The organism is Nocardia goodfellowii (assembly GCF_017875645.1).
GTDB lineage: Bacteria > Actinomycetota > Actinomycetes > Mycobacteriales > Mycobacteriaceae > Nocardia > Nocardia goodfellowii.
Genome location: NZ_JAGGMR010000001.1, coordinates 3,782,835 through 3,808,589 on the forward strand (window position 1 = coordinate 3,782,835; position 25,755 = coordinate 3,808,589).

The window sequence follows — 25,755 nt, forward strand, 5'->3', positions numbered from 1 at the left end:
GATTTCACGCTTCAGCTCCAGCCTTCCGGGAATCGCGGACCGCTGCTCCGGTGGACGGATGGTGTCGGTTGCGCGTCGGAACGGTCGCGGGCCGCGTACCCGCGCCGTTGTATTGCCGAAGTTTTGCTATACAGCATTCGATGCTCGATCCGTTTGCTGTTCGGCGAAGGGAGTTGGCGGTGGCGATGCGGCGCAGACAGGTGCTGGCCGGATTGGCCGGTGCGACGATCCTGACCGGTTGCGGGACGGCGCGGAAGGATCCGCCGCCGCGGCCCGTGCCGGCGGTCGTCGCCTTCGACCCCGTGCCGGGCAGTGTGGAGGTGGACCCGCGCGCGTTCGCCGCGGTGGCGGTTGCCAGTGGAACGCTGAACGCCGTGGAGTGGATCGACGAGACCGGCCGCGTCCTTCCGGGCGTCCTGGCCGCCGACAAACGGAGCTGGCGCAGTACCGAACCGCTCGGCTACGGCCATACCTACACGGCGAAGGCGGCGGCGGCCGGGGAAACCGGCGAGGTCGCCGCGACCGCCACCTGCGCCACGGTGCTGCCCGGCCGGCTGACCGACGTGTCGCTGCGTTCGGCCAGCCTCGAGGATCTGGTGGACGGCGACACCCACGGCGTCGGTCTGATCGTCGTCGCCGTCTTCGACGAACCCGTCGACCGCGTTGCGGCAGAACAGAATTTGAAGGTCAGCACCGACCCGCCGGTGTCGGGCGCCTGGTATTGGGTCAGTGACCGCAACGCGCACTGGCGCCCGGAGCGATACCACCGGGCCGGTACCACGGTGACCGTCGCCGCCGACCTCTACGGCGCCCGCCTCGGCGACGGTCTATATGGTGCGCGTAACCAGCGAGTGTCGGTCACCATCGGACCCGAGCGCATCGCGATCGCGGACGACAACACCAAACATGTCGACGTCTTCGAGAACGGGCAGCTGGTGCGCTCGATGCCGACTTCCATGGGCAAGGGCGGCACCGCCTACGCCGGGAACAAGTTCCTGTCCTTCTGGACCCCGCCCGGCGTCTACACCGTTCTGCAACGCCAGCATCCCGTGGTCATGGATTCCGCCAGCTACGGCCTCACCGGTTCCGGTGGTTACAAGGTGACGATCAACTACGGCGTCCGCATCAGCCACGACGGCATCTTCCTGCACGAACTCGCATCCAGCGTCTGGGCGCAGGGCAACACGAACGTCTCGCACGGTTGCCTCAACCTCGGACCCGGTGACGCGCAGTGGTTCTACGAGTTCATCGGTCAAGGCGATGTCGTCGAGGTCCGCAACACCGGGGGCGAACCCCTCAGCATTTGGCAGGGCGGCGACTGGGGCGTTCCGTGGAGCGAGTGGGTGGCGGGCTCCGCCCCGGCTTGACGGTTCGTTCAATCGCGCTCCCGCACCGGAACTGCCGGTGCGGGAGCGCGATTGCGGGGTCAGGCCGCGGCGAGGATGTGCTGTCGGTCCGGCCAGCGCGGGTGGTCGGTGTCGATGACGTAGGGGTGGGTGTGCCGGTAGTGGGTGGCGTCGACGCGCTCGGCATCGGTCAGGCGGGCCGGGTCGATGGTGCCGGCTTCGTGCAGATGGGTCAGTAATTCGGGGTCGTGGCGGGGCCAGGTCCGCAGCGTCACGGCGAGGCCGGCGGTCGCGAGGACGATGAGGGTGAGCCACGTGGTCGTGAAACCCGCTGTGGTGGTGAGCCATCCGGCGATGGGATAGGTGAGCAGCCAGGCCAGGTGGGAGAGTGAGAACTGGGTGGCGAAGAGGGCGGGGCGGTCGGCGGCGTGGGCCGAGCGGCGCAGGACCTGGCCGGTCGGGGTCAGGATGGCGGCGGTGCCCGCGCCGATGAGGGCCCAGATCGCGATCGCGGCGGGCCGGCGCCAGTCGCCGGACGGTGCGGTGGAAAGCGCGATCGCCGCGGCCAGACCGAGAATGAGCATCGTTGCGCCCGTGAGCATTACGGGACGCGCGCCGGTGCGATCGAGAATGCGCGGCAGGGCGAGAGCGACCAGCATGGTGCCGAAACCATTGGCGGCGAGCAGTATCGCCACCCCGGATTGCGTGCCGCCCAGGGTGTCGCGCACGTAGTTCACAGTGTTGACCATGATCACCGAACCGGCGGCGGCGACCACCAGGTTCAGGCCGAGCAGACCGCGCAGGCGAGGCGTCGCGGCGAAGATACGCATGCCGACGGTGCTGCGCTCCCGGAAAGTACCCGCGGCGACGGTGCCCGCCTCGGGGATATGGGTGGTCAGCACCAGCACGGCCGAGACGGCGAATCCGATTGCCGTGCCGATGAACAACCAGTGGAAGCTGATCAGCATCAGGGCGGCCGCGGCGAGCATCGGACTCAGCAGGGTTTCCATGGTGGCCGCCAGCTGGGCAGCCGACAGAGCCCGGGTGTACTCGCGTTCGTCCGGCAGGATGTCCGGAATGATCGCCTGGTAGGTGGGAGTGAAAGCGGCGGAAGCGGTTTGCAGGACGGCGATCAGCAGGTAGATCTGCCACACCTGATCGATGAAGGGCAGGGCGAGCACCACGGTGGCGCGGATGCCGTTGAGTCCCACCAGGAATGGGCGGCGCGGTAACCGGTGCGCGAAGCCCGCCACAATCGGGGCGACCGTGACGTAGACGAGCATCTTGATGGTCAGTGCGGTGCCGAGCACGGCGGCGGCGTCCGCGCCGGCCAGCTCGTAGGCGAGCAAACCCAGCGCGACGGTGGTCAATCCGGTGCCGAACAGCGCCGACACCTGGGCGGTGAACAGTCGCAGATAGTCACGGTGGCGGAACAGCGAGGTAAACATGGGCGTGGACATCGGTGGTGTTTCCTCGAAATAGGCTGGACAGTGGCGGATCTCGCGGTCGGGGACAGTGGCATTCGCACACGGTGTTTTCTCCTCTGACAGTCAGGCGCGGAGCGTGAAGGCGGCAGTGCGGACAACCTCACCGTGCTTGAAATCCAGGAACAGGCGATAGGTGCCGGGGCCGGGGACAGCGGTGTGGAAGGTGATTTGCGGGCCGGGCGCGGTGACGCCGTCGCCGGGCGCACCGTTCGGGTGCACGTGGACATAGGCCAGGTCACCCGCGCGGATGACGACCAGATGTCCGAAGGCGGCCAGATAGGGCTGGAGGTCGGTAACCGGCTGCCCATCCTTGTGCACAGTGAGCGTGAGCAACCGGCCCTCGCCGGCAACCAGATCACCATCGAGGGTGACCTCGTAACCGTCGACGGCGGCGGTGCGCACGGCCTGCGGGGTGGGCTGCGGCAGGTAGGCGCCCGCCAGCGCGAGATCCGCGCCGAGCGTGATGGTCTTGCCGAGGGCTCGCGGCGCGATATCGGTGAAGACGCGATACGCACCGGCATCCGGAAGATTCAGGCGCACAACCCAAGTCCCGTCCGCGGTGAGTTCGGGATGCACATGCCAGAAACCGGTCAACTCGCGCCGCACCACGATCAAATGCAGCCGACGGTCATGAATATCGTCGTACTCGGTGACCGGCGCGCCATCCGGACCGAGGATCCGGAACCGGAAGTCGATCTCGCCGGGCGCGCCGATCGGCTCCGCCAGCTCCAATGTGTAACCGTCCTGGGTGATTTGGAGCCCACCCGGAAGCCCGCCACCGTGCCCGGCGTGCGCGTCGTGCCCAGCGTGCGCTTCATGTGCGGCGTGGGTTGCTGCATGGCCGTGTCCGGCGTGCGGATCGTGTTCGGCAGGTACTCCGTGCGCGGCGTGTGCCGCTGAACCGCCGTGTCCGGCGTGCGCTTCGTATGCGGCGTCTACGGCTGCCCCGCCGTGCTCAGCATTTCGGACGTGAGCGGTGTGGTCTGCATGCGCGCCGTGGCTGATGTGGTTTCCGGTGGTGGTCATTGTCCTGGCCTTTCGATCATGTTTGTCCGACGACCTGAAATTTATACCCCCTGGGGGTATCTATCAACCGGATGTGACGCAGCCCACCGCGACGCAAACTACCGCCGTGCAGCATTGACAATCACATACCATAGGGGGGTATGGTTCCAGCCCTCAGCTCGAACACATCCGGAAGGACGGAACCGAAATGTCAACCCAGACCCCACCGGCCACGCGAAAGTGGTTGGCGCTGGCGGTAATCGCCGCCGCGCAGTTCATGGTCATCATGGACACGTCGATCATCGGCATCGCACTACCGAAGATGCAGGCCGACCTCGGCTTCTCCCAGGAGAACCTGACCTGGGTCTTCAACGCCTACGTCATCGCTTTCGGCGGCCTGCTCCTGCTCGGCGGCCGGCTCTCCGACCTGCTCGGCGCGCGCCGCGTGTTCGGCGCGGGTTGGCTTGTCCTGCTTGCCGGTTCGGTGATCGCCGGCGCCGCGGGCAATGTCGCGGTCGAGCTGACCGGTCGCGTAATCCAAGGCGCGGGCGCGGCATTGATCGCGCCCGCGGCACTGACCTTGCTGATGATGCTGTTCGGCGCCTCGCCGAAAGAACTGACCACAGCCCTGGCCGTGTACGGCGCCGCGGCCCCCGCCGGTGGTACGGCCGGTGTGTTCCTCGGCGGCGTCATCACCGAATACCTCAGTTGGCCATGGGTTTTCTACATCAACGTCCCGATCGCGATCCTCGCGCTCATCGCCATCCCGGCGCTGATGCCCAGCGCACCGGCACGGCCGGGTTCGATCGATCTGCTCGGCGCGATCACCGTCACCGCCGGCCTGGCCGCCGCCGTCTACGGCATCGTCCGGGCTCCGGAGGTGGGCTGGGGATCCGGTCAGACCTGGGGCGTCCTCGCCGCCGCGGCCGCACTGCTCACCGCGTTCGTGGTGGTGCAGACCCGGCACCGCGCACCGCTGATGCCGCTGAACATCCTCCGTGCCCCGAATCTGGCCGCCGCGAATATCGCTCAGCTTCTGCTCGGCGCGGCCTGGGTGCCGATGTGGTTCTTCCTGAACCTGTATCTGCAACAGGTACTCGGCTACAGCGCCTTCCCGTCGGGCGCGGCGCTGCTGCCGATGACCACCTTGATCATGCTCGGCATGATCGTCTTCGCCCCGCGGGCCATGCGTCGATTCGGCGCCAAGCCGATGATCGTCACCGGCCTGGTCGTGCTGGCTATCGGGCTGGGACTCCTGTCGCTGGTCCGGCCGACGGGCAACTTCTGGGTCGACGTGCTCCCGGCGTCGCTGGTCGCCGCGGGCGGCATGGCCCTGGCCTTCATACCCTCCCTCGGTACCGCTATCGCCGCGGCCCGGCCGGAGGAAGGCGGCCTCGCCTCGGGCCTCGTCAACGTCAGCTACCAGGTCGGTTCCGCGATCGGGCTGGCCGCGATGACCGCGGTGGCAACGGCTTTCGGCGCCGACCGGCTCGGTGACCTACCTCGGCTCACCGATGGTTTCGCGGCCGCCTTCCTCGGCGCCGCGGTCATCGCGCTGGCCGGTGCGGGCATCGCGGCGGTCACCATGCGCAGCCCGGTTCCGGCGGAGTCGGTGCCCGAAACCGTCTGAGGGTGACACCCGCACAATTCGGGTGGTCGTGGTTCCGCCACCGCGACCACCCGAATTACGCTGGGGGACAGGTTCATCGACGCAACAGCGTCTCCGCTGCCATCCGCGACAGTTTCTCCGGGTTGCGCACCGCGTACAGCCCGGAGATCCGCCCGCCCTCGATGCGCACCGCCACCACGGTGTCGATTTCGCCGTCGAGCCGCAGTACCAGCGCCGGATAACCGTTGACCTGCGCGCGCGTCACCACCGTCTCGGGGTCGATCCGAACGAGGATCGGCGCTACCCGCTCCGCGCCCACAATCGGGTGCGGCGCAGCCTGTTTCACGCCGCCGCCGTCACCCAGGAAGACGACCTCGGGCGCGAGGATGTCGAGCAGGCCCTGGAGGTCGCCGGTGCGCACCGCGCGCTGGAACGCGTCCAGCGCGTCGGCGGTCTGCGCGGGCGAAGCGACATCGCGCGGTCGCCGGGCCGCCACATGCGACCTCGCCCGGTGGGCGATCTGGCGCACCGCCGCCGGAGATTTCTCGACGGCTTCGGCGATCTCCTCATAGTCCAGATCGAACACCTCACGCAGCACGAACACCGCCCGCTGGGTCGGGGTCAAGGTCTCGAGCACCAGCAGCATCGCCATCGACAAGCTTTCGGCCAGTTCGATGTCCTCGGCCACGTCCGGCGCGGTCAGCAGCGGTTCGGGTAGCCACGGACCGACATAGGACTCCTTGCGCCGGCCGAGCGTGCGCAGCCGCCCGAGCGCCTGACGGGTGGTGATTCCGACCAGATACGCCCGATGCTCCCGGACGGAATCGAGGTCGACCCCGGCCCAGCGCAACCAGGTCTCCTGCAGCACGTCCTCCGCGTCGGCGGCCGAACCGAGCATTTCGTAGGCGACGGTGAACAGCAGATTGCGGTGGTTGACGAACGCCTCGGTGGCGCGATCTCTGAACTCTGGCACGTACCCAAGATGCCGCCCACCCTCGTCCTGTGACACCCCGGCGCGGTGGCATAGGTCACAGTTCGGTGTCGTCACAGGGTTCGGATGTCCGGCATCTCATGGTCGTTCACCACAACGCAACGAGTTGGGACGATGTCATGGAACCCCGTATGAACTTGGTAGACAACGAGATCGGCGCGAAGTTCGCCAAACGCTTCGGTAATGCCAGCCTGGTACTCGCACAGTCCTCGCTGTCCAAAACCGTCCAGGAACTGGTCGCGCTGCGCGCCAGTCAGATCAACGGCTGCGGCTGGTGCTGCGACGTACACACTAAGGAACTCGCCGCCGCCGGCGAATCCGCCGTGCGGATCAACCTCGTCGCCGCCTGGCGTGAGGCGACAGTGTTCACCGCCGCCGAACAGGCCGCGCTGGCTTTCGCGGAGGAAGGCACCCGACTCGCCGACGCCTACCTCGGCGTCGCCGCGGAGACCTGGCAACTGGTGCGCGAGCACTACGACGAAGAGCAGGTGGTCGTGCTGGTCGGCGTGGTCGCCATGATCAACGCGGCCAACCGGCTCGGGGTGATTTTGCACCAGAAGGGCGGCTCCTACGAGGTCGGCATGTTCGGCTGACGAGCACGGCTGGGCCCCACCGGTGGGGCCCAGCCGTCCGGTTTACGACGCCTGCCGGGTCGGCATGATCGTGACCTGTTGCAGGTTGACGTGCGCGGGCTGCGTCACCAGGAACTCGACCGCCGCGGCGACGTCCTCCGGATTCAGCCAGGTAATCGTCTCCTTGACACCGGCCAGCCACTCCAGCGCACCCGGATCGGTGACGTGCTCCTGCAATTCGGTGCTGACAATGCCCGGTTCGACCACGCAGACCCGGACATCCTTGGCCCCGAGCTCCGCGCGCAGGGTGCGCGACAGATGTGTCACATAGGCCTTGGTGCCCGAGTAGACCGCGAAGCTCGGGAAGATATTCTGCGCCGCGATCGAAGACGTGTTGACCAGATCGGCGACTCCCTTCGCCGCGGCCGACGAGATCAGCTGCGGCAGGAACGCGGCGATAACGTTCATCAACCCGGACACGTTCAAGTCGATCTGCTGCTGCCACTGCTGGACCGCCAGTTCCTCGGCCGGTGCGGGCAACATCACGCCGGCGTTGTTGAACAGCAGGTCGGCGGTGCCGAGTTCGGCGGCGACACGGTCGGCCGCGGCGGTGAGGGCCGCGGCGTCGGTGACGTCCACCGGCAGCGCCAGGGCGGTCCCGCCGGACTGCTCGATCTCTGCGACGAGCCGCTCCAAGCGGTCGGCGCGGCGGGCCAGCACCGCCACTTTCGCGCCCGACGCGGCCAGCCGCTTGGCGGTTGCTTCGCCGATGCCGCTGGAGGCGCCGGTCACAACGGCGACACGTCCGGTCAGGGCGGAGGCATTCTGGGTCATCTGGGTTCTCCTCGGTGTCGTTCGCGGCGGATCGGCCGCACATTCGAGACAACAACGTGGAGCGGGCCTTCGGTGGGTCTAAACGAGCCCTGCTCGACCTCGGTCCGTCGAACCTCGGTCCAGCAGACCCACCTTGGTCGCCCCCGTCGCCCCCCCGTGCCCGGCACACTGGAACCGTGGAGCACAACGCCGAGCTGAAGGAATTCCTGCGCAGCCGTCGCGCGCGCCTGAACATCGATGACATGCGGATCGGCGGGACCGGTGGCGTGCGCCGGGTCCCGGGCTTGCGTCGCGAGGAAGTCGCGCAGCTGGCGGGGGTGAGTGTCGACTACTACAGCCGGCTCGAACAAGGCCGCAACCTCAATGTGTCCGACGAGGTGCTCGACGCGGTGGCCCGCGCCTTGCGTCTCGACGACACCGAACGCTCCCACCTGTTCCGGATCGCGCGTACCGGTACGCGGCGTACTCGCCGCCGCCCTCCAGCGCGCGTGCAGCGGGTCCGGCCGGGCGTGCGCCGCATCCTGGAGACACTCGATGACGTGACACCCGCGTTCGTCTTCGGACGGCGTATGGACATCCTCGCCACCAACCATCTGGCCCGCGCCCTGATGACCGATTTCGAGGCCCTCGCGCCGCGCGACCGAAATATGTTGCGCTACTGCTTCCTCGATGAATCCGCCCGGGAACTCTATGTGGATTGGGAGGAGGTCGCCCGCGACAATGTCGGCGTCCTGCGTCTGGACGCGGGCCGCCATCCCGATGACCCGTTGCTGGCCGAACTCGTCGGCGAGCTATCGATCAAAAGCCCGGAATTCCGCCGCTGGTGGGCTGACCACAACGTCCGTGAGCGCAGCTTCGGCACCAAGCGCTACCACCATCCACTGGTCGGTGATCTCACTATCGACTACGAAAGTGTCACGCTGCCAGGCGATCCCGATCAAACCCTGTGCATCTACACCGCCGAAGCGGGGTCGTCATCGGAGACCGCACTCCAGTTGCTCGCCAATTGGTCGGCGAGCACAGCCGCGGTGACCGAACCGGCCTCTGACGGTCGAGAACAGAATGCTCGGCACTGACGTCACCGTTGTTCACATCGGGTATCCGGGCATCTCCGCACGAGTGGGCACGAAATCTACTCGCTCCCAGCCGATCCCCGATCAGACGCTGTGATTCCGCCCTGCCGAGGCCGATCGGCGTCGGAGACCGCGCTAGGGTTGCTCGCCAGTTGGATCGTGACCGCGCCTTCGATAACCGAACCCCGCGTCTTCGTGTCCGCGGGCGCGGCGAAATGGAATGCTGGTGGCCTGGACTCGTCGAGGAGGTGTGCGTGGTTTCCGATTCGGAGTTGGATCCTGCCGCGGTCGAGATCGGCAGCTTCTTCCCGCAGCCGCCGCAGGCTGTCTGGCGGGCGTTGACCGAGCCGGATCTGATCGAACGCTGGTTGATGCGGTCGATCGGCTTCGCCCCCGCCACCGGAACGCATTTCATTTTCATTCTGCCCACCAACCCCGGTTCCAGCGAGATCGCCTGCGAAATCCTGACCGCCCGGCCCGCGGAACAATTGACCCACACCTGGTTCGACCTGCGCGCCGATCACCCGGCCCGCTGGGTCCTCGACTGGACGATCCAACCTGAGGGCCGCGGCACCCGGCTCCTGCTGACCCAAACGGGTTTCGACATCAGCGACCGTCGGCAGAAGATGGTCCGCAACGCCATGGAGCGCGGCTGGAAATCGACCTTGCAGCGGCTGCGCACGGTGCTCGACGACGCTTGAGCCCGGTTCCGAGGATTCACACCGATTTCGGGTGGGTGAGGATGCATCCAGGACAGCTGACGGTGTCGACCGCGACGGTGCGCGGACTGGTTGATCGGCAGTTTCCCGAATGGCGGGGGCTGCGGGTCAGGCGCGTCGAAGGGGCCGGGACGGACCATGCCATATTCCGGATCGGCGATCACCTGGCGGCCCGGTTCCCGCTGAAGCCAGGTGACGCTGACCAGGTGCGGCGGACGTTGTCGGCGGAAGCGGCGGCAGCGCGGGAGCTGTTCGGCCGCACGCCATTCCCGACACCGGAGCCGATCGCGATGGGTGAACCAGGCGAAGACTATCCGCTGCCCTGGTCGGTGCAGACCTGGCTGCGCGGGCAGGCGGCCATCGACGAAGACCCCGGTGAATCCGCGGATTTCGCAAGAGATCTGGCCGAGTTCGTGCGTGCGGTGCGGGCGATTCCTACTGCTGGGCGGAGGTTCACGGGCAACGGCCGGGGCGGTGAATTGCGCGCGCACGACGACTGGCTGCGAACCTGTTTGCGCAACAGCGAGCGGCTGCTGGATGTCGGTGTGTTGCGACGGCTCTGGCGCGACATGAGTGAACTGCCGCGCGGGACGGACGCCGACGTGATGAGCCACCGTGACCTGATCCCCGGCAATGTGCTCGTCTCCGGGGGACGGCTGACCGGCGTGCTGGATGTCGGTGGATTCGGCCCGGCGGATCCGGCGGTGGATCTGGTCGGCGCGTGGCATCTGCTCGAGGCAGGCCCGCGCCGGGTGCTCCGCACCGAGCTCGGCTGCGACGACCCGGAGTGGGACCGGGGCCGCGCCTGGGCTTTCGCCCAAGCGATGGGGCTGGTCTGGTACTACATCGACAGCAACCCGGCGATGAGCCGGATGGGTCGCCGGACTCTGGACCGTATCGTGGCGGATCTATGGGAATCAAAAGTCAGTTGAGGGTGCGGCGTCGCCCGGTGTTGTGGTGGGGCGGTTCGGCGGTCGCCGGATTGCTGGTGCTGGTCGTCGGGGCGAACGCGTGGCTGTGGCTGGTGTCGTCCGGGCACCGGTCGGAGGTGGCGGACGCGCCGGCCGCGCCCGTGGTGATCGTGCCGGGGGCCAAGGTCGCCGAGGACGGCACGCCGATGTCGTATCTGCGGGGCCGGCTGGATGCCGCGATCGATCTGGTGCGCACGGGTAAGGCCGCGGGCATTCTGGTCTCCGGTGACGCGGGCGGCGTCTCCGGTGACGAAATCGCCTCGATGACAAGCTATCTCGCGCGGCAGGGCATCGAACCGGGGTTGGTCCGTTCCGATCCGGAGGGCCTTTCCACGCGTGCGACGTGTGAGCGGGCCCAGCAGCTGTTCGGCGTCGACCGCGCTCTCATCGTCACCCAGTACGAGCACCTGCCGCGCGCGGTCGCCCTGTGCCGGTCCGCCGGGATCGACGCCCACGGCGTCACGGCGTATTGCGAATGCCGTCGAATCACGGTGCTGCGCAACAACCTCCGGGAATGGTTCGCCGCACCCAAGGCGATCTTCGCCATGCTCGTCGGCTAGGGAACCGGGTCGGCGCGGTCCGGCGTCCCCGCCTAGACTTTCGAGGGAAAGGAGGGCCCGCTGGTGAAACGAAACCTGAACTGCCCCTGCGGCGAGACCATCGTCGGGACTGACGAGGACGACCTGGTCACGAAGACGCGCAAGCACCTCGCCGACAACCACCCCGGACACGACTACTCCCGCGACGAAATCCTCTTCATCGCTTACTGAGTCCTGGCCCGCGAGCGGCGTCGGGGTGCCGCTCGCGGACCGGAAAATGGCTTGCCGCGGGCGCGCCGGTCTTGCGATGGTTGTCGCGACGGTAGCGGAGGGGGAAGCATGGGTGACCTGCTTTTGGAGGGTGTGGTCGGGTCGTTCGCCTACGGGCTCGATACGCCCGCCAGCGATGTCGACTATCTCGGTGTGTACGTGGAGCCCACCCGCTCCTTCCTGGGATTGAAGCCGCCTACTCGGGACAAAGGCACCCGCCACGGCCGTGACGGCGCCGACGCCACCTATCACGAGGTCGGCAAGGCGATGGGGCTGATTCTGTCCTGCAATCCGACGGTGACCGAGATCCTGTGGCTGGACGAGTACACCGTGGTCACCGATTTCGGCTCGGAACTGGTGGGCCTGCGGTCGAGTTTCCTTTCGGCGCAGCGGGTCCGGCATTCCTATTTCGGCTACGCGATGGCGCAATTCCGCCGGATGCTGCATCGCCGCGAAACCCAGGGCCTGCACGATCCCCGCCTGGCCAAGCATGCCCGGCACACCATGCGGTTGCTGTGGCAGGGATATGAGCTCTACACGACCGGAGAACTGCCGGTCCGGCTGCCCGACCCCGAACCGTACTTCGAGTTCGGCCGCCAGCTGACGACGGACTCCGGAGACGCCGCGGCGAAGGCGCTGATCGCGGAGTACGAGCGGAAATTCGACACCGCGACGACGGCCCTGCCGGAACGCCCGGACGAGGCGCCGCTCGAGTATTTCCTCCAGCGGGTGCGCCGGGCGAACCTGGACGACTGGCCGTCCTGACCGTCAGCGGGCGAGTTCCGCGGCGCCCGCGCGGGCGAATTCCTCGTCGAGGTCACCGCTCGGGGCGCCCGCGACCCCGATGCCCGCGATCGGGGCGTTGCCGGCGGTGACGGGGACGCCGCCGCCGAGGAACAGGGTGCCGGGAATGTCGGCGAGCCGGGGAGTGGACGCGAGCCGGTTGCCGAGGTCGGAGGTGGCGGCGTTCCAGGAGACGGCGGTGAAGGCTTTGCGGGTGGCGGACTCGTAGGACTGGGGTCCGGCCCCGTCGCCGCGCAGGGTGACCAAGGTGTTGCCGTCGCGGTCCACGACGGCGACGCTGACGCGCTGGTTCTTCTGTGCGGCGGCGTCGAGGGCGGCTTCGGCGGCGCGGGTGGCGGCATCGAGGGAGAGGTGGGTGGTTTGCCGCAGGTTGGCAGGTGTGGCGTCGGCGGCCAGCGCGACCTGGGCGGTGGCGGGGGAATCGGAGCCGGTCAGGTCGACGGCGACGGCGCCCGCGCCGAGGGCGGCGAGGACGGCGGCCCCGGCGAGCAGGCCGGTGCGGGTGCGACGAGAGGTGGGCACAGTGGGTGTCCTTTCGGAGGGTGGTTCGGTGCTGGTTCGATCCTGCGGCAGGACCCGGGCCGGCCGAATCGGTGAGCAGGTCGGGGATCGGTGGTAGCCCGGTGGATGCGGGGGTCGTCCGAATGGCTGATACGGGGCCCGCTGGTGCGGGGCAGAATGGGGCGGTGACCGAGAGCGCGGAGGCCGACGGCGACCGGATCGTCGGCGTGATCATGCACGTCGCTTTCCTGTTGCTGGTCGCTGCTTCGCTTACCAGGTTCCTGCTCCGGCACCCCGACTCGGCGCGGACACCGGCGATTGCCGTCCTGTCGGTGGCGATGGCCGGGCTCTACGCGCTCGGTGCGCGCCGGGGCCGGGTCGGGTGGCTGGCGCTGGTGGTCGCGCTCTGGATCGTGCTGGTCGCGCTCGCGCCGAGTTTCGCCTGGTGCGCGGTGCCGCTGCTGTACACCGGGTTGCGAATCCTGCCGTTGCGCACGGCGTTGTTCCTGGTCGCGGTGCTCACCGCGTTCGTCGCCGGCGCGCAGATCCGGCTGGCCGGGTGGGCCGATCCGGCTGTGCTGGTCACGCTGCCGACCGTGGTCGTACTCGCCACCGCTGTTTTCGTCTATATGCGACGGCAATCCGAGCGCCGGCGGATGCTCATCGACGATCTGATCCGGACCCGCCGCGAACTCGCCGAGACCGAACGCCGCGAAGGTACTCTCGCCGAGCGGGAACGTCTGGCCATGGAGATCCATGACACGCTCGCGCAGGGGCTGTCCAGCCAGCGAATGCTCCTGCAAGCCGCCGACCGCATCTGGGCCACCGATCCGCGACGCGCGCTCGCGCACGTTCGTTCCGCCGAATCCATAGCCGAGCAGAACCTCACCGAGGCAAGGCAATTCGTGCGTGATCTGGCCCCGGCGGACTTGGCGGCCAGCGGGTCGCTCGGCGCGGCGCTGGACGCGCTGGCGCAACGCGAGAGCTCCGAGGCGCTCACGGTCCGTTTCCGCGCGGAGGGGAATCCGCCACGGTTGCCGGACCGGGTCGAGGCGACTCTGCTGCGGATCGCGCAAGGTGCGCTGGCGAATGTCCGTGAACATGCCCGGGCGAGCACGGCCACACTTACCCTCACCACCCTCGATGATCAGGTGGTACTCGATATCGCCGACGACGGTATGGGTTTCGATGCCGCGGCGTCCGTCTCCGGAAACGGTGACCGCGGCTACGGACTTGCGGCAATCCGCGCCCGGTTGCATCAGTTCGGCGGCACTTTGACGATCGAGTCCACGCCGGGCGAAGGGACGGTGCTCTCCGCCGCGATCCCGTGGGGACCCGCATGAATAGCCCTGTGCGCGTGCTTGTTTGCGATGACCACGCCGTTGTGCGCGCCGGTCTGCTAGCCCTGCTGGCCAGCGCTCCCGGCATCGAAGTGGTCGGCGAAGCGGGCACCGGTGCCGAAGCTGTCGCCCTGACCGCCCGGCTCGCTCCGGACGTCGTGCTCATGGACCTGCAACTCGGCACCGGCATCGACGGAATCGAAGCCACCCGGCGGATCGTGTTGTCCGGCAACAACGCTCATGTTCTTGTACTGACCACCTACGACACCGACGCCGACATCTCCCGCGCCATCGCGGCCGGTGCGACCGGTTATCTCCTCAAAGCCGAGCGCCCCGAAGAACTCTTCGCGGCAATCCACGCCGCCGCCGCGGGCCGCCCCGCACTGTCTGCACCAGTCGCCCAGCGGGTCATGGCCCGGATGCGAAACCCGGTGCCTACTTTGACCGCTCGCGAACTGGACATCCTCGGCCAACTCGCCCACGGGCTCGGCAACCGGGAGATCGCCCGTGCCCTGCACATCAGCGAGTCCACGGTGAAGACCCACCTGGGCCGGATCTACGAAAAGCTCGGTGTCGACACCCGCGCGGCGGCGGTCGCGGTCGCGACGGAACAGCGCCTGCTCGGCTGAGCCGCGATGAATTCGCCGCGCTCGACTCGTCCATATAGGTGAGGTCCACACAGCGGAAGGATGAGTCATGCCCATGCACGATGCCGGCACTCGCGAGCAGTGGCGGGCAGCTTACGAGAAACTGCGCGCGGCGGAAAAGGAACTGACCCGCCGTGGCGACGAAGTGACCCGGCAACGCCAGGCGCTGCCCTGGGTCCCGGTCACCAAGGAGTACCGGTTCCACACCAACACGGGGGAGAAGACGCTGGCCGAACTGTTCGACGGCCGCTCCCAGCTGATCATCCGGCACTTCATGCACGGCCCGAAAACGCCGGAGGGCTGCTCGGGCTGCACCTTCGAAACCGACAACTTGGTCGGCGCGGTACCCCACCTGGCCCATCGGGACGTGACTTTCATCCTCGCCTCGCGGTCCCCGCTGCCCGTCCTCAACGACTACAAGCGGCGCTTCGGCTGGGACATCGAATGGGTGTCGCTGGGCGACAACGGCTTCAACGAGGACTTCTACGAGCTGATGCACGTCCCGACGGAGCGTCGCCCCGGCAACATGCTCGACGTCATGGAACTGATGGCCCTCAGCAGTTTCGCCCGGGTCGGCGACTCGGTCTTCCACACCTACTCCACCTACGACCGCGGCACCGAAGTGCTCAACGCGACCTGGCAGCTACTCGACCGCGCCCCGCTGGGCCGCGGCACCGGGTTCGACGACTGGCCGCGTAAACGCGACGAATACTGACCGGCGCGTCACTTGCCGCGCAGGCCCAGGGCACGAAGTTCCAAGGCCGCCAATCGGCGCACCGTGTCCTCGTCGCCGCGCCGCCAGGCGTCCACCACCTCCGGGTCGATGCGGTGCAGCCGGCGCAGCGGCTGATTGGTGAGGGCGCGCAGCGCGAGCAGATCCCGTCCGCTGGGCGCGGCGCGCAGGGCCTGCGCCGCTGCCGCCCGCCGCATCCAGCGCAACCGGCGCGGTAGCCAGACGAACAGCACCAGGCCGATCGGGAAGATCAGCAATCCGATGGCGAGAGCCACGGCGAGATCGTCGACAAGCCCCTGCTGGTCGTGTCCGGCTTCGGCGATCGATCGGGCTGCGGCGGCGGCCTTGTCGAAGGGTGTCGTCAGTTCGTCACCGACGACGGGTACTCGTCCGACTTTGTCCCCGACATCCCCGAGATTGTCGGCCATGCCGTTGCCCGCGCCCTCCAGTTTCTGGCCGGGCACGGCGAGTTTGCGCACCAGATCGTGCACCCACCACGCGCCTCGGACGGCGAGGTAAACCCACACCAGCACAAGCAGATCCGTAAGCAGCTGACGAACGGCAACCGTCCCGCGGTCGGCGTAAATCTTCACCTGCCCAGCGTCCCCGGTACCCGGCGCCGCCGGGGCGCTTCGCAGCTCCGGTTGGCCAGAACTCGGCGTGTCGGTCGGTAAGTCGCGCTGAAATCCAGGCTTGCCCAATCACGGTTGCGGTCTGCATTGCGGCTGCGCGATCCTGATGGGCACCGGCTGTGCCGCGTTTTACGGCGGTGGGAACCGCCCGCGTCCGTCGCGGCCGCTATGACTGGCCGGGGCCCAGTCCGCCGGACCAGACGCGGCTATTCTGGTGTGACTGCGATCACATTTTGATAGCGATTTCCGGTCAGGGCCACGTAAGCCCTTTCCAACAGCTTTGCGAAGTCTTTACTATCACCCAGTTCTCTGCGTAACCGGGTGGTTGCTCCAAACCAGCGTTTCGAAGTCCTCGCTTCGCCCGCCGCTCGTTTTCGATGCCTGTACATGTTCGACCGATGAACCGAATCCGGCGCTGCCGGTTCGGCGAAGGAGAAATATGTTCACCGACACCGATTCCGCACCACGGACGTCGCCGCGTTACACCGCGCAATGGTTCTTCGACCTGCTACGGCCGGTGCTCCGACACGATCTTCCCGCCTCACTCGTGGTCTTCCTTGTCGCCCTTCCGCTTTCGCTCGGCATCGCGGTCGCCAGCGGCGCGCCGGTCGCCTCCGGATTGGTCGCCGCGGTGGTCGGCGGCATCGTGGGCGGAGCACTGGGTGGCTCGGTGCTCCAGGTGAGCGGGCCCGCCGCCGGGCTCACCGTGGTGGTCGCCTCGACGATTGCCCAATTCGGTTGGGCCACGACCTGTTTCATCACCGTAGCGGCCGGTGTGCTGCAGGTGCTGTTCGGCTTCAGCCGCATTGCGCGCGCGGCACTGGGAATCGCGCCGGTGGTGGTGCACGCGATGCTGGCGGGTATCGGTATCACCATCGCGCTCCAGCAGATTCATGTACTGCTCGGCGGTTCCGCGCGCAGTTCGGCCTGGCACAACGTCCTCGAATTGCCGGGTCAGCTGGTGCACTCGCACGGTCCGGCGGTCCTGATCGGCGGTGTGGTCATCGCGATCCTGCTCGGCTGGCGCTACCTGCCCGCCCGGGTACGCGTCGTGCCCGGTCCGCTGGTCGCGGTGACCGTCGGCACCGTGCTGTCACTGGTGCTGCCGGTCGATGTGGGTCGAATACCCCTGAACGGCAGCCTTTTCGATGAAATCGCGCTGCCGCGCCTCCCGGAGGGCGATTGGTTCGCGGTGTCGGTGACGGTGCTGACGGTGGCACTGATCGCCAGCGTGCAGAGTCTGCTCTCGGCGGTGGCCGTGGACAAGATGCACGGCGGCGAGCGCACCGATTTCGATCGCGAACTACTCGGGCAGGGGACCGCGAACGTGATCTCGGGGTTGTTCGGTGGCCTGCCGGTGGCGGGTGTGATCGTGCGCAGCTCCGCGAATGTCGACGCGGGAGCGCGCAGCCGGGCTTCCGCGGTGCTGCACGGGATCTGGATCCTGGTGTTCTCGGTGGCCCTGGTCGGGGTGGTGCGTCAGATCCCGACCGCCGCCCTGGCCGGTTTGCTCATCGTGATCGGCATCCAGCTGGTGAAGCTGGCCCATATCCGGCTCGCCCATCGGACCCGTGACCTGGTGGTCTACACCGTCACCGTCGCGGGCGTGGTCTTCCTGAACCTGCTGCAGGGCGTGCTGATCGGCCTGGCGCTGGCCTTCGGGCTGCTGCTGTGGCGCGTGGTCCGGGCGCACATCGTGGCGAAGCCCTGGCCCGACGGTGAATTCGGCGACCAGTGGCTGGTGACGATCGAGGGCAGCTGCACCTTCTTGGCACTGCCGAAGCTGACCTCGGAGCTGGCGAAGGTGCCCGCGGGTGCGGTAGTCCGGCTGGAGATGAGTGTCGACTTTCTCGACCACGCGGCCTACGAGATGATCGAGGAATGGGTCGGCCGGCACCGAAACAGCGGCGGCGTAGTGGAATTCGTGGAGCTCGGCCCGGTGCGCATGGCCACGGCGACGGCGGGTCCACCCACACGCGGGCACGCCCGCAACGACGAGGGGACCGGGCCGGCCCGGCGCACCGGCCACCGAGACGATCCGGTGGTCGCCGGGATCTCGGCGTATCACCGCGCGCACGCGCACCCGACGCGTCCGCACGTGGACGGCCCGCGTGACCATCACGAAGCCGAAACCCTGTTCCTCACCTGCTCCGACGCTCGGATCGTGCCCAACGTCATCACCAACAGCGACCCCGGCGACCTGTTCACGGTGCGCAATGTCGGCAACCTGGTGCCCATCGGCAACGGCGACTCCTCGGTCGAGGCCGCGCTGGTCTACGCGCTGGAAAAGCTGGACGTCCGCACCGTGGTGGTGTGTGGCCATTCCGGTTGTGGCGCAATGGATGCGCTGCTTCGCGCGGTGCAGACCGGCCAGGCGCTGGGGGAGTGGCTGGCGCATGCGCGCCCGAGCCTGGCGCAGTTCCGGGTCGGGCATCCGGTCGCGCGCGCCGCGGCCGCGGCCGGGTTCGGCGAGGTGGATCAGCTGGCGATGGTGAACGTGGCGCTGCAGTTGGAGACCTTGCACGCGCATCCGGCGGTGCATCGGGGGATGCGGGAACGCGGTGTCGAGGTCCGCGGATTGTTCTTCGATATCGCTACCGCGCGGGTCATCGAGGTGACCGTCGACGGCCTCGCTCACTTCGATGAGACGCCCAGTCCTATTGCGGCAGAGTCCGTTTGAACGTCAACTGTGGTCAGGCTCACACCATTGCAGCGCTATGGCTCCAGCCACTTCGAGGCAACTTCTTAACCTTTGCTAAGTCTTTACCAATATTCTCGAGCGGATTTACCTGCCGACCCAACGGCGCGTCGGCGATCGCCTCATCATCGCTGGACCTGGAGGAGCCATGGCTGTCGAAATTGACCCAGCCCCACCTGTGCCCGGACCCGGAACGGGTACCCGATCACTGACTGATCGTCTGAATTCCATTGCGCGCCACGACTTTCCCGCGTCGATCGTGGTCTTCCTGGTCGCGCTGCCGTTGTCACTCGGTATCGCCGTCGCCTCCGGTGCGCCGGTGGCCGCGGGCCTGATCGCCGCCGTCATCGGCGGCATCGTCGTCGGTCTCATCGGCGGATCCACTCTGCAGGTGAGCGGCCCGGCCGCCGGCCTGACCGTGGTCGTCGCCGAATCCATCAGCCAATTCGGCTGGCGCACCACCTGTTTCATCGTTGTCGCGGCCGGTGTGCTGCAAATCCTGTTCGGGCTGAGCAGAATCGCCCGCGCGGCGCTGGCGGTCGCGCCGGTCGTGGTGCACGCGATGCTGGCCGGCATCGGTGTCACCATCGCGCTGCAGCAGATGCATGTGCTGCTCGGCGGTTCCTCGCACAGCTCGGCCTGGAACAACATCATCGAACTGCCCGGCCAGCTGCTCGATCTGCACGGCGGTGGCGTGTTCGTCGGCGGTGTGGTCATCGCGATCATGCTCGGCTGGCGCTACGTCCCCGCGCAGATCCGCGTCGTCCCCGGCCCGCTGGTCGCCGTGGTCGCGGCCACTGTGCTGTCGCTGCTGCTGCCCACCGGTGCGGAGCGCATCGTGCTGGACGGTTCGCTGTTCGACGCCATCGGCCTGCCCGAGATTCCGGACGGCGGCTGGTCGGCGGTCGCGCTCATGGTGCTGACCATCGCGCTGATCGCCAGCGTGGAGAGCCTGCTCTCGGCGGTCGCGGTGGACAAGATGCACAACGGCCCGCGCACCAATTTCGACCGCGAACTCGTCGGGCAGGGTTCGGCCAACGTGTTGTCGGGTCTGGTCGGCGGCCTGCCGGTCACCGGCGTGATCGTGCGCAGCGCCACCAACGTGCAGGCGGGGGCGCGGTCGCGGACCTCGGCGGTGCTGCACGGCGTGTGGATCCTGCTGTTCTCGGTGGCGCTGGCCGGACTGGTGCAGCAGATTCCGCTCGCCGCGCTGGCCGGTCTGCTGATCGTGATCGGCATCCAGTTGGTGAAGCTGGCACACATCCGGCTGGCCCGGCGCACCGGTGACCTGATGGTCTACGCCGTGACCATCGGCGGCGTGGTGTTCTTGAACCTGCTCGAAGGCGTGGTCATCGGTCTGGTCCTGGCCTTCGCGCTGCTGCTGTGGCGCGTGGTGCGGGTCGCGATCGTGGCCCGGCCGATTCCGGCTTCGCGACGCTGGCTGGTCACCATCGACGGGTCCTGCACCTTCCTCGCGCTGCCGAAGCTGTCCGGTGAGCTGGCGAAGGTGCCCGTCGATGCCGACGTGACGGTCGAGATGACCGTCGACTTCCTCGATCACGCGGCCTTCGAAGCGCTCTCGGAATGGGTGCGGCAGCAGGAAAACCACGGCGGCAGTGTGGAATTCGTCGAAATCGGCAGTGCGCGCATGGCGGACGCGTCCAGCGGCCCGCCGGCGCGTGGTTTCGGCCGCGCCATGTTCGACGAGGTGCTCGGCCCGTGGCAGCGGGACGGGCGGGAGCGGCGGGATCCGATCACCGCCGGCGTCGCCGCCTATCACCGCAGCCATGCCCATGTGGTGCGCCCGCACCTGGACGAGTTGCGCGACCACCAGGATCCGGATTCGTTCTTCCTCACCTGCGCCGATTCGCGGGTGGTGCCGAACGTGATCACCAACAGCGGCCCCGGCGACTTGTTCACCGTCCGCAATGTCGGCAACCTGGTGCCCGAGCAGGGCGATGTCTCGGTCGAGGCGGCGCTCACCTTCGCACTGGAGAAGCTCAACGTGCGCTCGGTCGTGGTGTGCGGGCACTCCTCCTGCGGTGCCATGGCGGCATTGCACCGTGGCGATCACGAACAGATGGGCCAGACCGGTATCGGCACCTGGCTGGCGCACGCGCAGCCCAGCCTGGACCGGTTCCACCTCGGCCATCCCGTCGCGCGGGCCGCTGCCGCGGCCGGTTTCGGCGAGGTGGATCAGCTGGGCATGGTGAACGTGGCCGTCCAGTTGGAGACGCTGCACCGGCATCCGTCGGTGCGGGCCGCGATCGCCGAGCGCGGCGTGACGGTCTCGGGTCTGTTCTTCGATATCGCGACCGCGCGCGTCATCGAGGTCACCGTCGACGGGCTCGCGCACATCGCGGATGAGCACCCGACACCGGAACTGGTGTAAGCCGAACCCGAACCCGCTCGAACCCTTCGGATTCGAGCGGGTTCGGGCGCTGTCCGTTGTCTCGTACGCTGGCTGTGTGAGTACCGAGTTGGAACAGTCCACCGAAGCCGGCCGCTGGCGCGCCTTCCGCGACGCGATCACCGAGCGCCCTACGCTGAACCTCGCCTACCGGATCGGGGTCGCGGTGGTCGGTGCCGCGGTGCTGGTTCTCGGCGTCCTGGCTATCCCATATCCCGGACCCGGCTGGGCTATCGTGTTCGCCGGACTCGGCATCCTCGCCACCGAATTCTCCTGGGCCAGAGAGGCTCTCGGCTGGCTGCGGGCCAAGTACCGGCAGGGTATGGCCTGGTACTCCAGTCGGGGTCTGGTCATGCGGGTGTCGGCGGCGGTACTCACCGGCTTGCTGGTCGTCGCGACGCTGTGGTTGCTCGGCACATTCGGGATGATCGGCGGCTGGATCGGAGTCGAATCGAAGTGGTTACACAGTCCCCTGACATGGTGACGGTTCCCGGGAGCACACTCACCCAGCCGGAATGGCTGGCCGCGCGAATCGCGGAGATGGGCGAATCCTGGGGCACGGGCACACCGCGGATCGCGGGCACGCTGTGGTGGTGCATGGTGGCCTCGGCACTGGTCGAGCAGCCGGCGCGGGCTTATGCGCAGGGCCGGCCGGCGCCGGAACCCACGCTGGACCGGCTCGACTGTGAGGTCCGGCCCGATGGCGGCATCGAACGGGTCCATATCCTTTCCAGCGACAGCGCGGACCCGGCGGGCGCGCTGCGCGAAACCTTGTCGGCGGTGATCCCGGCGGTCGCCGCGGTATCCGGTGCGGGCGTACCCGCACTATGGGCGATCGTGGCCGACGCCGTCGGCAACCGCGCGCTCGACGCGGGCGGCCCGGACGCGGGCGCACGGCTCGCGAAAGAGGTCGGCGGCAAACTCCCGGTCCCGCGCTTCGTCGACATCGGCGGCCGCACCTACGTTCGGCGTATCTCCTGCTGCCTCGTCTACGAGGTCCCCGGCTGTGACATGTGCACCAGCTGCCCGAAACGGTCTGCCGCGGAGCGGAAGACGCTGCTGGCGAAGCTGGCGGCCGAGAGCTGACCCGGCCCGACCCGACGCGCGGCCTGCCTGACGCGGCGACGCGCCGCCGGTGCGGTGCCGATAGCATGGTCGCGCCGGAGCTCTACGCCGCCGGTGATGACGCGTGCGGGAAAGACCCGCACAAGAAAACAACGCCAAGGAGAAGGCCGCCGTGAACGCCTCAGCCCCCCAGACCCTCGCCGTGCGCATCCTGGTGCCGGCCGGGACTACGGCCGGCGCTGCGGTGCGGGAGGCGGGTCTTCCCACCAAGGGCCCGGACACCATCGTGGTGGTCCGGGATGCCGAGGGTGCGCTCAAGGATCTGTCCTGGATCCCCGAGACCGACACCGAGGTGGAACCGGTCGCCGCCGACACCGAGGACGGCCGCAGCGTGATCCGGCACTCCGCCGCGCACGTGCTCGCCCAGGCGGTGCAGCAGGAATTCCCGGAAGCCAAACTCGGCATCGGGCCGCCCATCAAGGACGGCTTCTACTACGACTTCCAGGTCGAGCGCCCGTTCACCCCGGAGGATCTGACCAAGCTCGAATCCCGGATGAAGAAGATCATCAAAGGCGCGCAGCGCTTTTCGCGCCGGGTGATCGAGATCGAGGACGCCCGGGTCGAATTGGCCAAGGAGCCGTTCAAGCTGGAGCTGATCAGCGACAAGTCCGGTATCGACGATCCCGAGGTGATGGAGGTCGGCGGCAACGAGCTGACCATCTACGACAACCTGGATCCGCGCACCGGCGAACGCGTGTGGGGCGATCTGTGCCGGGGCCCGCACATCCCCACCACCAAGTTCATTCCCGCGTTCAAACTGACTCGTTCCTCGGCCGCGTATTGGCGCGGCGACCAGGACCGCGAGGATCTGCAGCGCATCTACGGCACCGCCTGGGAATCGACCGAGGCCCAGGACGAGTACCTGCGCCTGCTCGAAGAGGCCGAACGCCGCGACCACCGCAAGCTCGGTTTGGAGCTGGATCTGTTCAGCTTCCCCGACGAGCTCGGCTCCGGCCTGCCGGTGTTCCACCCCAAGGGCGGCATCATCCGCAAGGAGATGGAGGAATACTCGCGCCGCCGGCACGTGGCCGCGGGCTACGAGTTTGTCAACACCCCGCACATCACCAAGGGCCACCTGTTCGAGGTCTCGGGCCACCTCGATTGGTACCGGGACGGCATGTTCCCGGCCATGCACCTCGATGCCGAACTGAACGAGGACGGCACCGTCCGCAAGCCCGGCCAGGACTACTACGTCAAGCCGATGAACTGCCCGATGCACAATCTGATCTTCCGGGCGCGCGGCCGGTCCTACCGGGAATTGCCGCTGCGGATGTTCGAGTTCGGCTCGGTGTACCGCTACGAGAAGTCCGGCGTCATCCACGGCCTCACCCGGGTGCGCGGTATGACCCAGGACGACGCGCATATCTACTGCACCAAGGAGCAGATGCACGCGGAGCTCACCAGCACGCTGGAATTCGTGCTCGGTCTGCTCAAGGACTACGGCCTGGACGATTTCTACCTGGAGCTCTCCACCAAGGACCCGAAGAAGTTCGTCGGCTCGGACGAGCTGTGGGAAGAGGCCACCGAGACTCTGTCGAAGGTCGCTTCGGCCTCCGGTCTGGAGCTGGTCCCGGATCCGGGCGGCGCCGCGTTCTACGGTCCGAAGATCTCCGTGCAGTGCAAGGACGCGCTGGGCCGCACCTGGCAGATGTCGACGATTCAGCTCGACTTCAACCTGCCCGAGCGTTTCGAACTGGAGTACACCGGTCCCGACGGCGGTAAGCATCGCCCGGTCATGATCCACCGCGCGCTGTTCGGCTCCATCGAACGGTTCTTCGGCGTGCTCACCGAGCATTACGCGGGCGCCTTCCCGGCCTGGCTGTCGCCGGTTCAGGCCGTCGGCATCCCGGTCGCGGAAGCCTTTGCCCCGCACCTGGACTCGGTCATCGAGCAGTTGCGGGACCGCGGTATCCGCGCCCAGGTCGACCGCAGCGACGACCGGATGCAGAAGAAGATCTTCAACAACACCGCGCAGAAGATCCCGTTCATGCTGCTCGCCGGCGAGCGCGACGTGAACGCGGGCGCTGTGAGCTTCCGATTCCGGGACGGCACCCAGGTCAACGGGGTGCCGACCGCCGACGCGGTGGCCACCATCGAGGCATGGGTGCGCAACCGGGTCAACGATTCGCCGACCGCCGAGGGCTTCGAAATCGTTCAGGCCGGGCAATGACCGGTAGCGACTTCGAGGACTGGGGGATGGCGGACGGCGAGGCGGGCGCGGACCGCATCGTCGACCGGGGTGCCGGCGAACCCGATCGGCTGCAACGACTGTGGACGCCGTACCGGATGTCCTACATCGCCGAGGCGGCCGCCGCGCCGCGCCCCGCGGACGCCTCCGGACACCCGTTCACCGACATCCCCAAGATGTCGGACGAAGACGGACTCATCATCGCCCGCGGCGAACTGGTGTACGCGGTGCTCAACCTGTACCCGTACAACCCGGGCCACATGATGGTGGTGCCCTATCGCCGGGTCGCCGACCTCGAAGAGCTCACCGACGCGGAAAGCCTCGAACTGATGGCGTTCACGCAGCGGGCCATCCGGGTGATGAAGAGTGTGTCGCGTCCGCACGGCTTCAACGTCGGACTGAACCTCGGCGGGGTGGCGGGCGGTTCGCTCGCCGACCATCTGCACCAGCACATCGTGCCGCGCTGGGGCGGCGACGCGAACTTCATCACCGTCGTCGGTGGCGTGAAAGTGATGCCGCAGCTGCTGCGGGAGACCAGGGCGCTCCTGGCTGCCGCCTGGAAAGAGACGGACTAACAGGGGTGCTCAGCTTCTTCGGTCGCGAGACGTTCGCGAAAGCGACTGCGCCGCTGGGCCGGGCGCTGGTGCGGACCGGGCTCACTCCGGACGCCGTGACCGTCATCGGAACCACCGCCTCGATCGCCGCGGCCCTCACACTGTTCCCCAGCGGACACCTGTTCTGGGGGACCATGGTGATCTGGCTGTTCGTCATGTTCGACATGCTCGACGGCGCGATGGCCCGAGCACGCGGCGGCGGCACCAAATACGGGGCGGTGCTGGACGCCACCTGCGACCGGGTGGCCGACGGCGCGATCTTCGGCGGACTCGCCTGGTGGGCGGTGTATCACGAGCACAACAGGTGGTTGTTCTTCGCGACCCTCGTGGTTCTGGTTACCTCCCAGGTGATCTCGTACGCGAAGGCACGTGCCGAGGCCAGCGGGCTGTCCGCCGACGGCGGCTGGATCGAGCGGCCGGATCGGCTGGTCATCGTGCTCGTGGGGGCCGGGCTCACCGGCATCGGCGGGCACTGGGGTATCGAATGGCTCACCTGGGCAGTGCATGTCGCGATGTGGATCCTCGCGGTGCTGAGCATCGTGACGGTGTTCCAGCGCGTGCTCGCCGTTCGCAATTCGCCGGGCGCGCGCGATGTGATCGCGCCCGCGCGGCCGCAGGCCCCGGAGGCACAGTGAGTAAGTTCCAGG

25 protein-coding genes are annotated in these 25,755 nt (G+C 67.9%); 19 read left to right on the forward strand and 6 right to left on the reverse strand.

Going from position 1 to position 25,755, the window contains the following annotated elements; translation table 11 throughout:
• Positions 1-140 precede the first annotated feature (140 nt).
• On the forward strand, positions 141-1,367 hold the full coding sequence (locus BJ987_RS17240) for a L,D-transpeptidase (RefSeq protein ID WP_245366004.1): 1,227 nt from the start codon (positions 141-143) through the stop codon (positions 1,365-1,367).
• A 59-nt stretch (positions 1,368-1,426) separates the two neighbouring features.
• Here BJ987_RS17240 and BJ987_RS17245 read toward each other — a convergent pair whose 3' ends face one another.
• Both BJ987_RS17245 and BJ987_RS17250 read right to left on the reverse strand, forming a co-directional pair.
• Complete coding sequence (locus BJ987_RS17245; protein WP_209898584.1) at positions 1,427-2,794, reverse strand: MFS transporter; 1,368 nt, start codon at positions 2,792-2,794, stop codon at positions 1,427-1,429.
• Between the two features lie 102 nt (positions 2,795-2,896).
• The gene (locus BJ987_RS17250; protein ID WP_245366006.1) at positions 2,897-3,859 is read right to left on the reverse strand and encodes a DUF8832 domain-containing protein; all 963 of its coding nucleotides are present in this window, start codon (positions 3,857-3,859) and stop codon (positions 2,897-2,899) included.
• Positions 3,860-4,046: 187 nt separating this feature from the next.
• On the opposite strand from BJ987_RS17250, the gene BJ987_RS17255 reads away from it, so the two are divergent.
• Positions 4,047-5,468, forward strand: a complete 1,422-nt coding sequence (locus BJ987_RS17255) for an MFS transporter (RefSeq protein ID WP_209890864.1) — start codon at positions 4,047-4,049, stop codon at positions 5,466-5,468.
• Positions 5,469-5,541: 73 nt separating this feature from the next.
• On the opposite strand, the gene BJ987_RS17260 is transcribed toward BJ987_RS17255, so the two are convergent.
• Entirely contained in the window at positions 5,542-6,420 is an 879-nt protein-coding gene (locus BJ987_RS17260) for an RNA polymerase sigma-70 factor (protein ID WP_209890866.1), read from the reverse strand.
• Between the two features lie 137 nt (positions 6,421-6,557).
• Here BJ987_RS17260 and BJ987_RS17265 point away from each other — a divergent pair, with 137 nt between their 5' ends.
• Complete coding sequence (locus BJ987_RS17265; protein WP_209890870.1) at positions 6,558-7,031, forward strand: carboxymuconolactone decarboxylase family protein; 474 nt, start codon at positions 6,558-6,560, stop codon at positions 7,029-7,031.
• A 42-nt stretch (positions 7,032-7,073) separates the two neighbouring features.
• Here BJ987_RS17265 and BJ987_RS17270 read toward each other — a convergent pair whose 3' ends face one another.
• Positions 7,074-7,844: an SDR family oxidoreductase gene (locus BJ987_RS17270; RefSeq protein WP_209890873.1), complete on the reverse strand. Its 771-nt coding sequence runs from the start codon at positions 7,842-7,844 to the stop codon at positions 7,074-7,076.
• Positions 7,845-8,020: 176 nt separating this feature from the next.
• Between BJ987_RS17270 and BJ987_RS17275 the strand changes: the two genes are divergently transcribed.
• From BJ987_RS17275 to BJ987_RS17300, 6 genes are all read left to right on the forward strand, one after another.
• Entirely contained in the window at positions 8,021-8,920 is a 900-nt protein-coding gene (locus BJ987_RS17275; RefSeq protein WP_209890876.1) for a helix-turn-helix transcriptional regulator, read from the forward strand.
• 251 nt (positions 8,921-9,171) lie between these two features.
• Positions 9,172-9,618 carry an SRPBCC family protein gene (locus tag BJ987_RS17280; RefSeq protein WP_209890878.1) on the forward strand — a complete coding sequence of 149 codons (447 nt, stop codon included), beginning with the start codon at positions 9,172-9,174 and terminating at the stop codon, positions 9,616-9,618.
• Between the two features lie 41 nt (positions 9,619-9,659).
• On the forward strand, positions 9,660-10,568 hold the full coding sequence (locus BJ987_RS17285) for an aminoglycoside phosphotransferase family protein (protein WP_209890881.1): 909 nt from the start codon (positions 9,660-9,662) through the stop codon (positions 10,566-10,568).
• Positions 10,547-11,167 (forward strand): SanA/YdcF family protein, encoded by a 621-nt coding sequence (locus tag BJ987_RS17290; RefSeq protein ID WP_209890884.1) that lies wholly within the window; start codon positions 10,547-10,549, stop codon positions 11,165-11,167. Before BJ987_RS17285 ends, BJ987_RS17290 begins: the two co-directional genes overlap by 22 nt.
• A 63-nt stretch (positions 11,168-11,230) precedes the next feature.
• A complete protein-coding gene (locus BJ987_RS17295; protein WP_209890887.1) occupies positions 11,231-11,377 on the forward strand; it encodes a DUF1059 domain-containing protein in 147 nt (48 codons plus the stop codon).
• Positions 11,378-11,485: 108 nt separating this feature from the next.
• Entirely contained in the window at positions 11,486-12,181 is a 696-nt protein-coding gene (locus BJ987_RS17300) for a nucleotidyltransferase domain-containing protein (RefSeq protein ID WP_209890890.1), read from the forward strand.
• Between the two features lie 3 nt (positions 12,182-12,184).
• Here BJ987_RS17300 and BJ987_RS17305 read toward each other — a convergent pair whose 3' ends face one another.
• Complete coding sequence (locus BJ987_RS17305; RefSeq protein ID WP_209890893.1) at positions 12,185-12,742, reverse strand: GlcG/HbpS family heme-binding protein; 558 nt, start codon at positions 12,740-12,742, stop codon at positions 12,185-12,187.
• A gap of 164 nt (positions 12,743-12,906) precedes the next feature.
• Here BJ987_RS17305 and BJ987_RS17310 point away from each other — a divergent pair, with 164 nt between their 5' ends.
• From BJ987_RS17310 to BJ987_RS17320, 3 genes are all read left to right on the forward strand, one after another.
• Positions 12,907-14,064 carry a sensor histidine kinase gene (locus BJ987_RS17310; protein WP_307869650.1) on the forward strand — a complete coding sequence of 386 codons (1,158 nt, stop codon included), beginning with the start codon at positions 12,907-12,909 and terminating at the stop codon, positions 14,062-14,064.
• Complete coding sequence (locus BJ987_RS17315) at positions 14,061-14,690, forward strand: response regulator (protein WP_209890898.1); 630 nt, start codon at positions 14,061-14,063, stop codon at positions 14,688-14,690. The genes BJ987_RS17310 and BJ987_RS17315 overlap by 4 nt, the downstream gene beginning before the upstream one ends.
• A 67-nt stretch (positions 14,691-14,757) precedes the next feature.
• Positions 14,758-15,423 carry a DUF899 domain-containing protein gene (locus tag BJ987_RS17320; protein WP_209890901.1) on the forward strand — a complete coding sequence of 222 codons (666 nt, stop codon included), beginning with the start codon at positions 14,758-14,760 and terminating at the stop codon, positions 15,421-15,423.
• A gap of 8 nt (positions 15,424-15,431) precedes the next feature.
• On the opposite strand, the gene BJ987_RS17325 is transcribed toward BJ987_RS17320, so the two are convergent.
• Positions 15,432-16,034: a hypothetical protein gene (locus tag BJ987_RS17325; protein WP_209890903.1), complete on the reverse strand. Its 603-nt coding sequence runs from the start codon at positions 16,032-16,034 to the stop codon at positions 15,432-15,434.
• A 478-nt stretch (positions 16,035-16,512) separates the two neighbouring features.
• On the opposite strand from BJ987_RS17325, the gene BJ987_RS17330 reads away from it, so the two are divergent.
• The 7 genes from BJ987_RS17330 to pgsA all read left to right on the forward strand — a co-directional run bounded on the left by BJ987_RS17330 (position 16,513) and on the right by pgsA (position 25,743).
• Positions 16,513-18,753, forward strand: a complete 2,241-nt coding sequence (locus tag BJ987_RS17330; RefSeq protein ID WP_209890906.1) for a SulP family inorganic anion transporter — start codon at positions 16,513-16,515, stop codon at positions 18,751-18,753.
• 166 nt (positions 18,754-18,919) lie between these two features.
• A complete protein-coding gene (locus BJ987_RS17335) occupies positions 18,920-21,163 on the forward strand; it encodes a SulP family inorganic anion transporter (protein ID WP_209890909.1) in 2,244 nt (747 codons plus the stop codon).
• 76 nt (positions 21,164-21,239) lie between these two features.
• Positions 21,240-21,665: a TIGR02611 family protein gene (locus BJ987_RS17340; protein ID WP_307869651.1), complete on the forward strand. Its 426-nt coding sequence runs from the start codon at positions 21,240-21,242 to the stop codon at positions 21,663-21,665.
• The gene (locus tag BJ987_RS17345) at positions 21,659-22,267 is read left to right on the forward strand and encodes a (2Fe-2S)-binding protein (protein ID WP_209890915.1); all 609 of its coding nucleotides are present in this window, start codon (positions 21,659-21,661) and stop codon (positions 22,265-22,267) included. Before BJ987_RS17340 ends, BJ987_RS17345 begins: the two co-directional genes overlap by 7 nt.
• Positions 22,268-22,418: 151 nt before the next feature.
• A complete protein-coding gene (gene thrS / locus BJ987_RS17350) occupies positions 22,419-24,476 on the forward strand; it encodes a threonine--tRNA ligase (protein ID WP_209890918.1) in 2,058 nt (685 codons plus the stop codon).
• Positions 24,473-25,069 (forward strand): ATP adenylyltransferase, encoded by a 597-nt coding sequence (locus tag BJ987_RS17355; protein WP_372446870.1) that lies wholly within the window; start codon positions 24,473-24,475, stop codon positions 25,067-25,069. The genes thrS and BJ987_RS17355 overlap by 4 nt, the downstream gene beginning before the upstream one ends.
• Positions 25,070-25,074: 5 nt before the next feature.
• Positions 25,075-25,743, forward strand: a complete 669-nt coding sequence (gene pgsA / locus BJ987_RS17360) for a phosphatidylinositol phosphate synthase (RefSeq protein ID WP_209890921.1) — start codon at positions 25,075-25,077, stop codon at positions 25,741-25,743.
• The last annotated feature ends 12 nt before the right edge of the window (positions 25,744-25,755 follow it).

Coding starts and splice junctions, on each gene's coding strand:
- BJ987_RS17240 (WP_245366004.1), top strand. CDS start 141: ATGCTCGATCCGTTTGCTGTTCGGCGAAGGGAGTTGGCGGTGGCGATG.
- BJ987_RS17245 (WP_209898584.1), bottom strand. CDS start 2,794: ATGTTTACCTCGCTGTTCCGCCACCGTGACTATCTGCGACTGTTCACC.
- BJ987_RS17250 (WP_245366006.1), bottom strand. CDS start 3,859: ATGACCACCACCGGAAACCACATCAGCCACGGCGCGCATGCAGACCAC.
- BJ987_RS17255 (WP_209890864.1), top strand. CDS start 4,047: ATGTCAACCCAGACCCCACCGGCCACGCGAAAGTGGTTGGCGCTGGCG.
- BJ987_RS17265 (WP_209890870.1), top strand. CDS start 6,558: ATGGAACCCCGTATGAACTTGGTAGACAACGAGATCGGCGCGAAGTTC.
- BJ987_RS17270 (WP_209890873.1), bottom strand. CDS start 7,844: ATGACCCAGAATGCCTCCGCCCTGACCGGACGTGTCGCCGTTGTGACC.
- BJ987_RS17285 (WP_209890881.1), top strand. CDS start 9,660: ATGCATCCAGGACAGCTGACGGTGTCGACCGCGACGGTGCGCGGACTG.
- BJ987_RS17290 (WP_209890884.1), top strand. CDS start 10,547: ATGGGAATCAAAAGTCAGTTGAGGGTGCGGCGTCGCCCGGTGTTGTGG.
- BJ987_RS17300 (WP_209890890.1), top strand. CDS start 11,486: ATGGGTGACCTGCTTTTGGAGGGTGTGGTCGGGTCGTTCGCCTACGGG.
- BJ987_RS17315 (WP_209890898.1), top strand. CDS start 14,061: ATGAATAGCCCTGTGCGCGTGCTTGTTTGCGATGACCACGCCGTTGTG.
- BJ987_RS17320 (WP_209890901.1), top strand. CDS start 14,758: ATGCCCATGCACGATGCCGGCACTCGCGAGCAGTGGCGGGCAGCTTAC.
- BJ987_RS17330 (WP_209890906.1), top strand. CDS start 16,513: ATGTTCACCGACACCGATTCCGCACCACGGACGTCGCCGCGTTACACC.
- BJ987_RS17335 (WP_209890909.1), top strand. CDS start 18,920: ATGGCTGTCGAAATTGACCCAGCCCCACCTGTGCCCGGACCCGGAACG.
- BJ987_RS17345 (WP_209890915.1), top strand. CDS start 21,659: ATGGTGACGGTTCCCGGGAGCACACTCACCCAGCCGGAATGGCTGGCC.
- BJ987_RS17355 (WP_372446870.1), top strand. CDS start 24,473: ATGACCGGTAGCGACTTCGAGGACTGGGGGATGGCGGACGGCGAGGCG.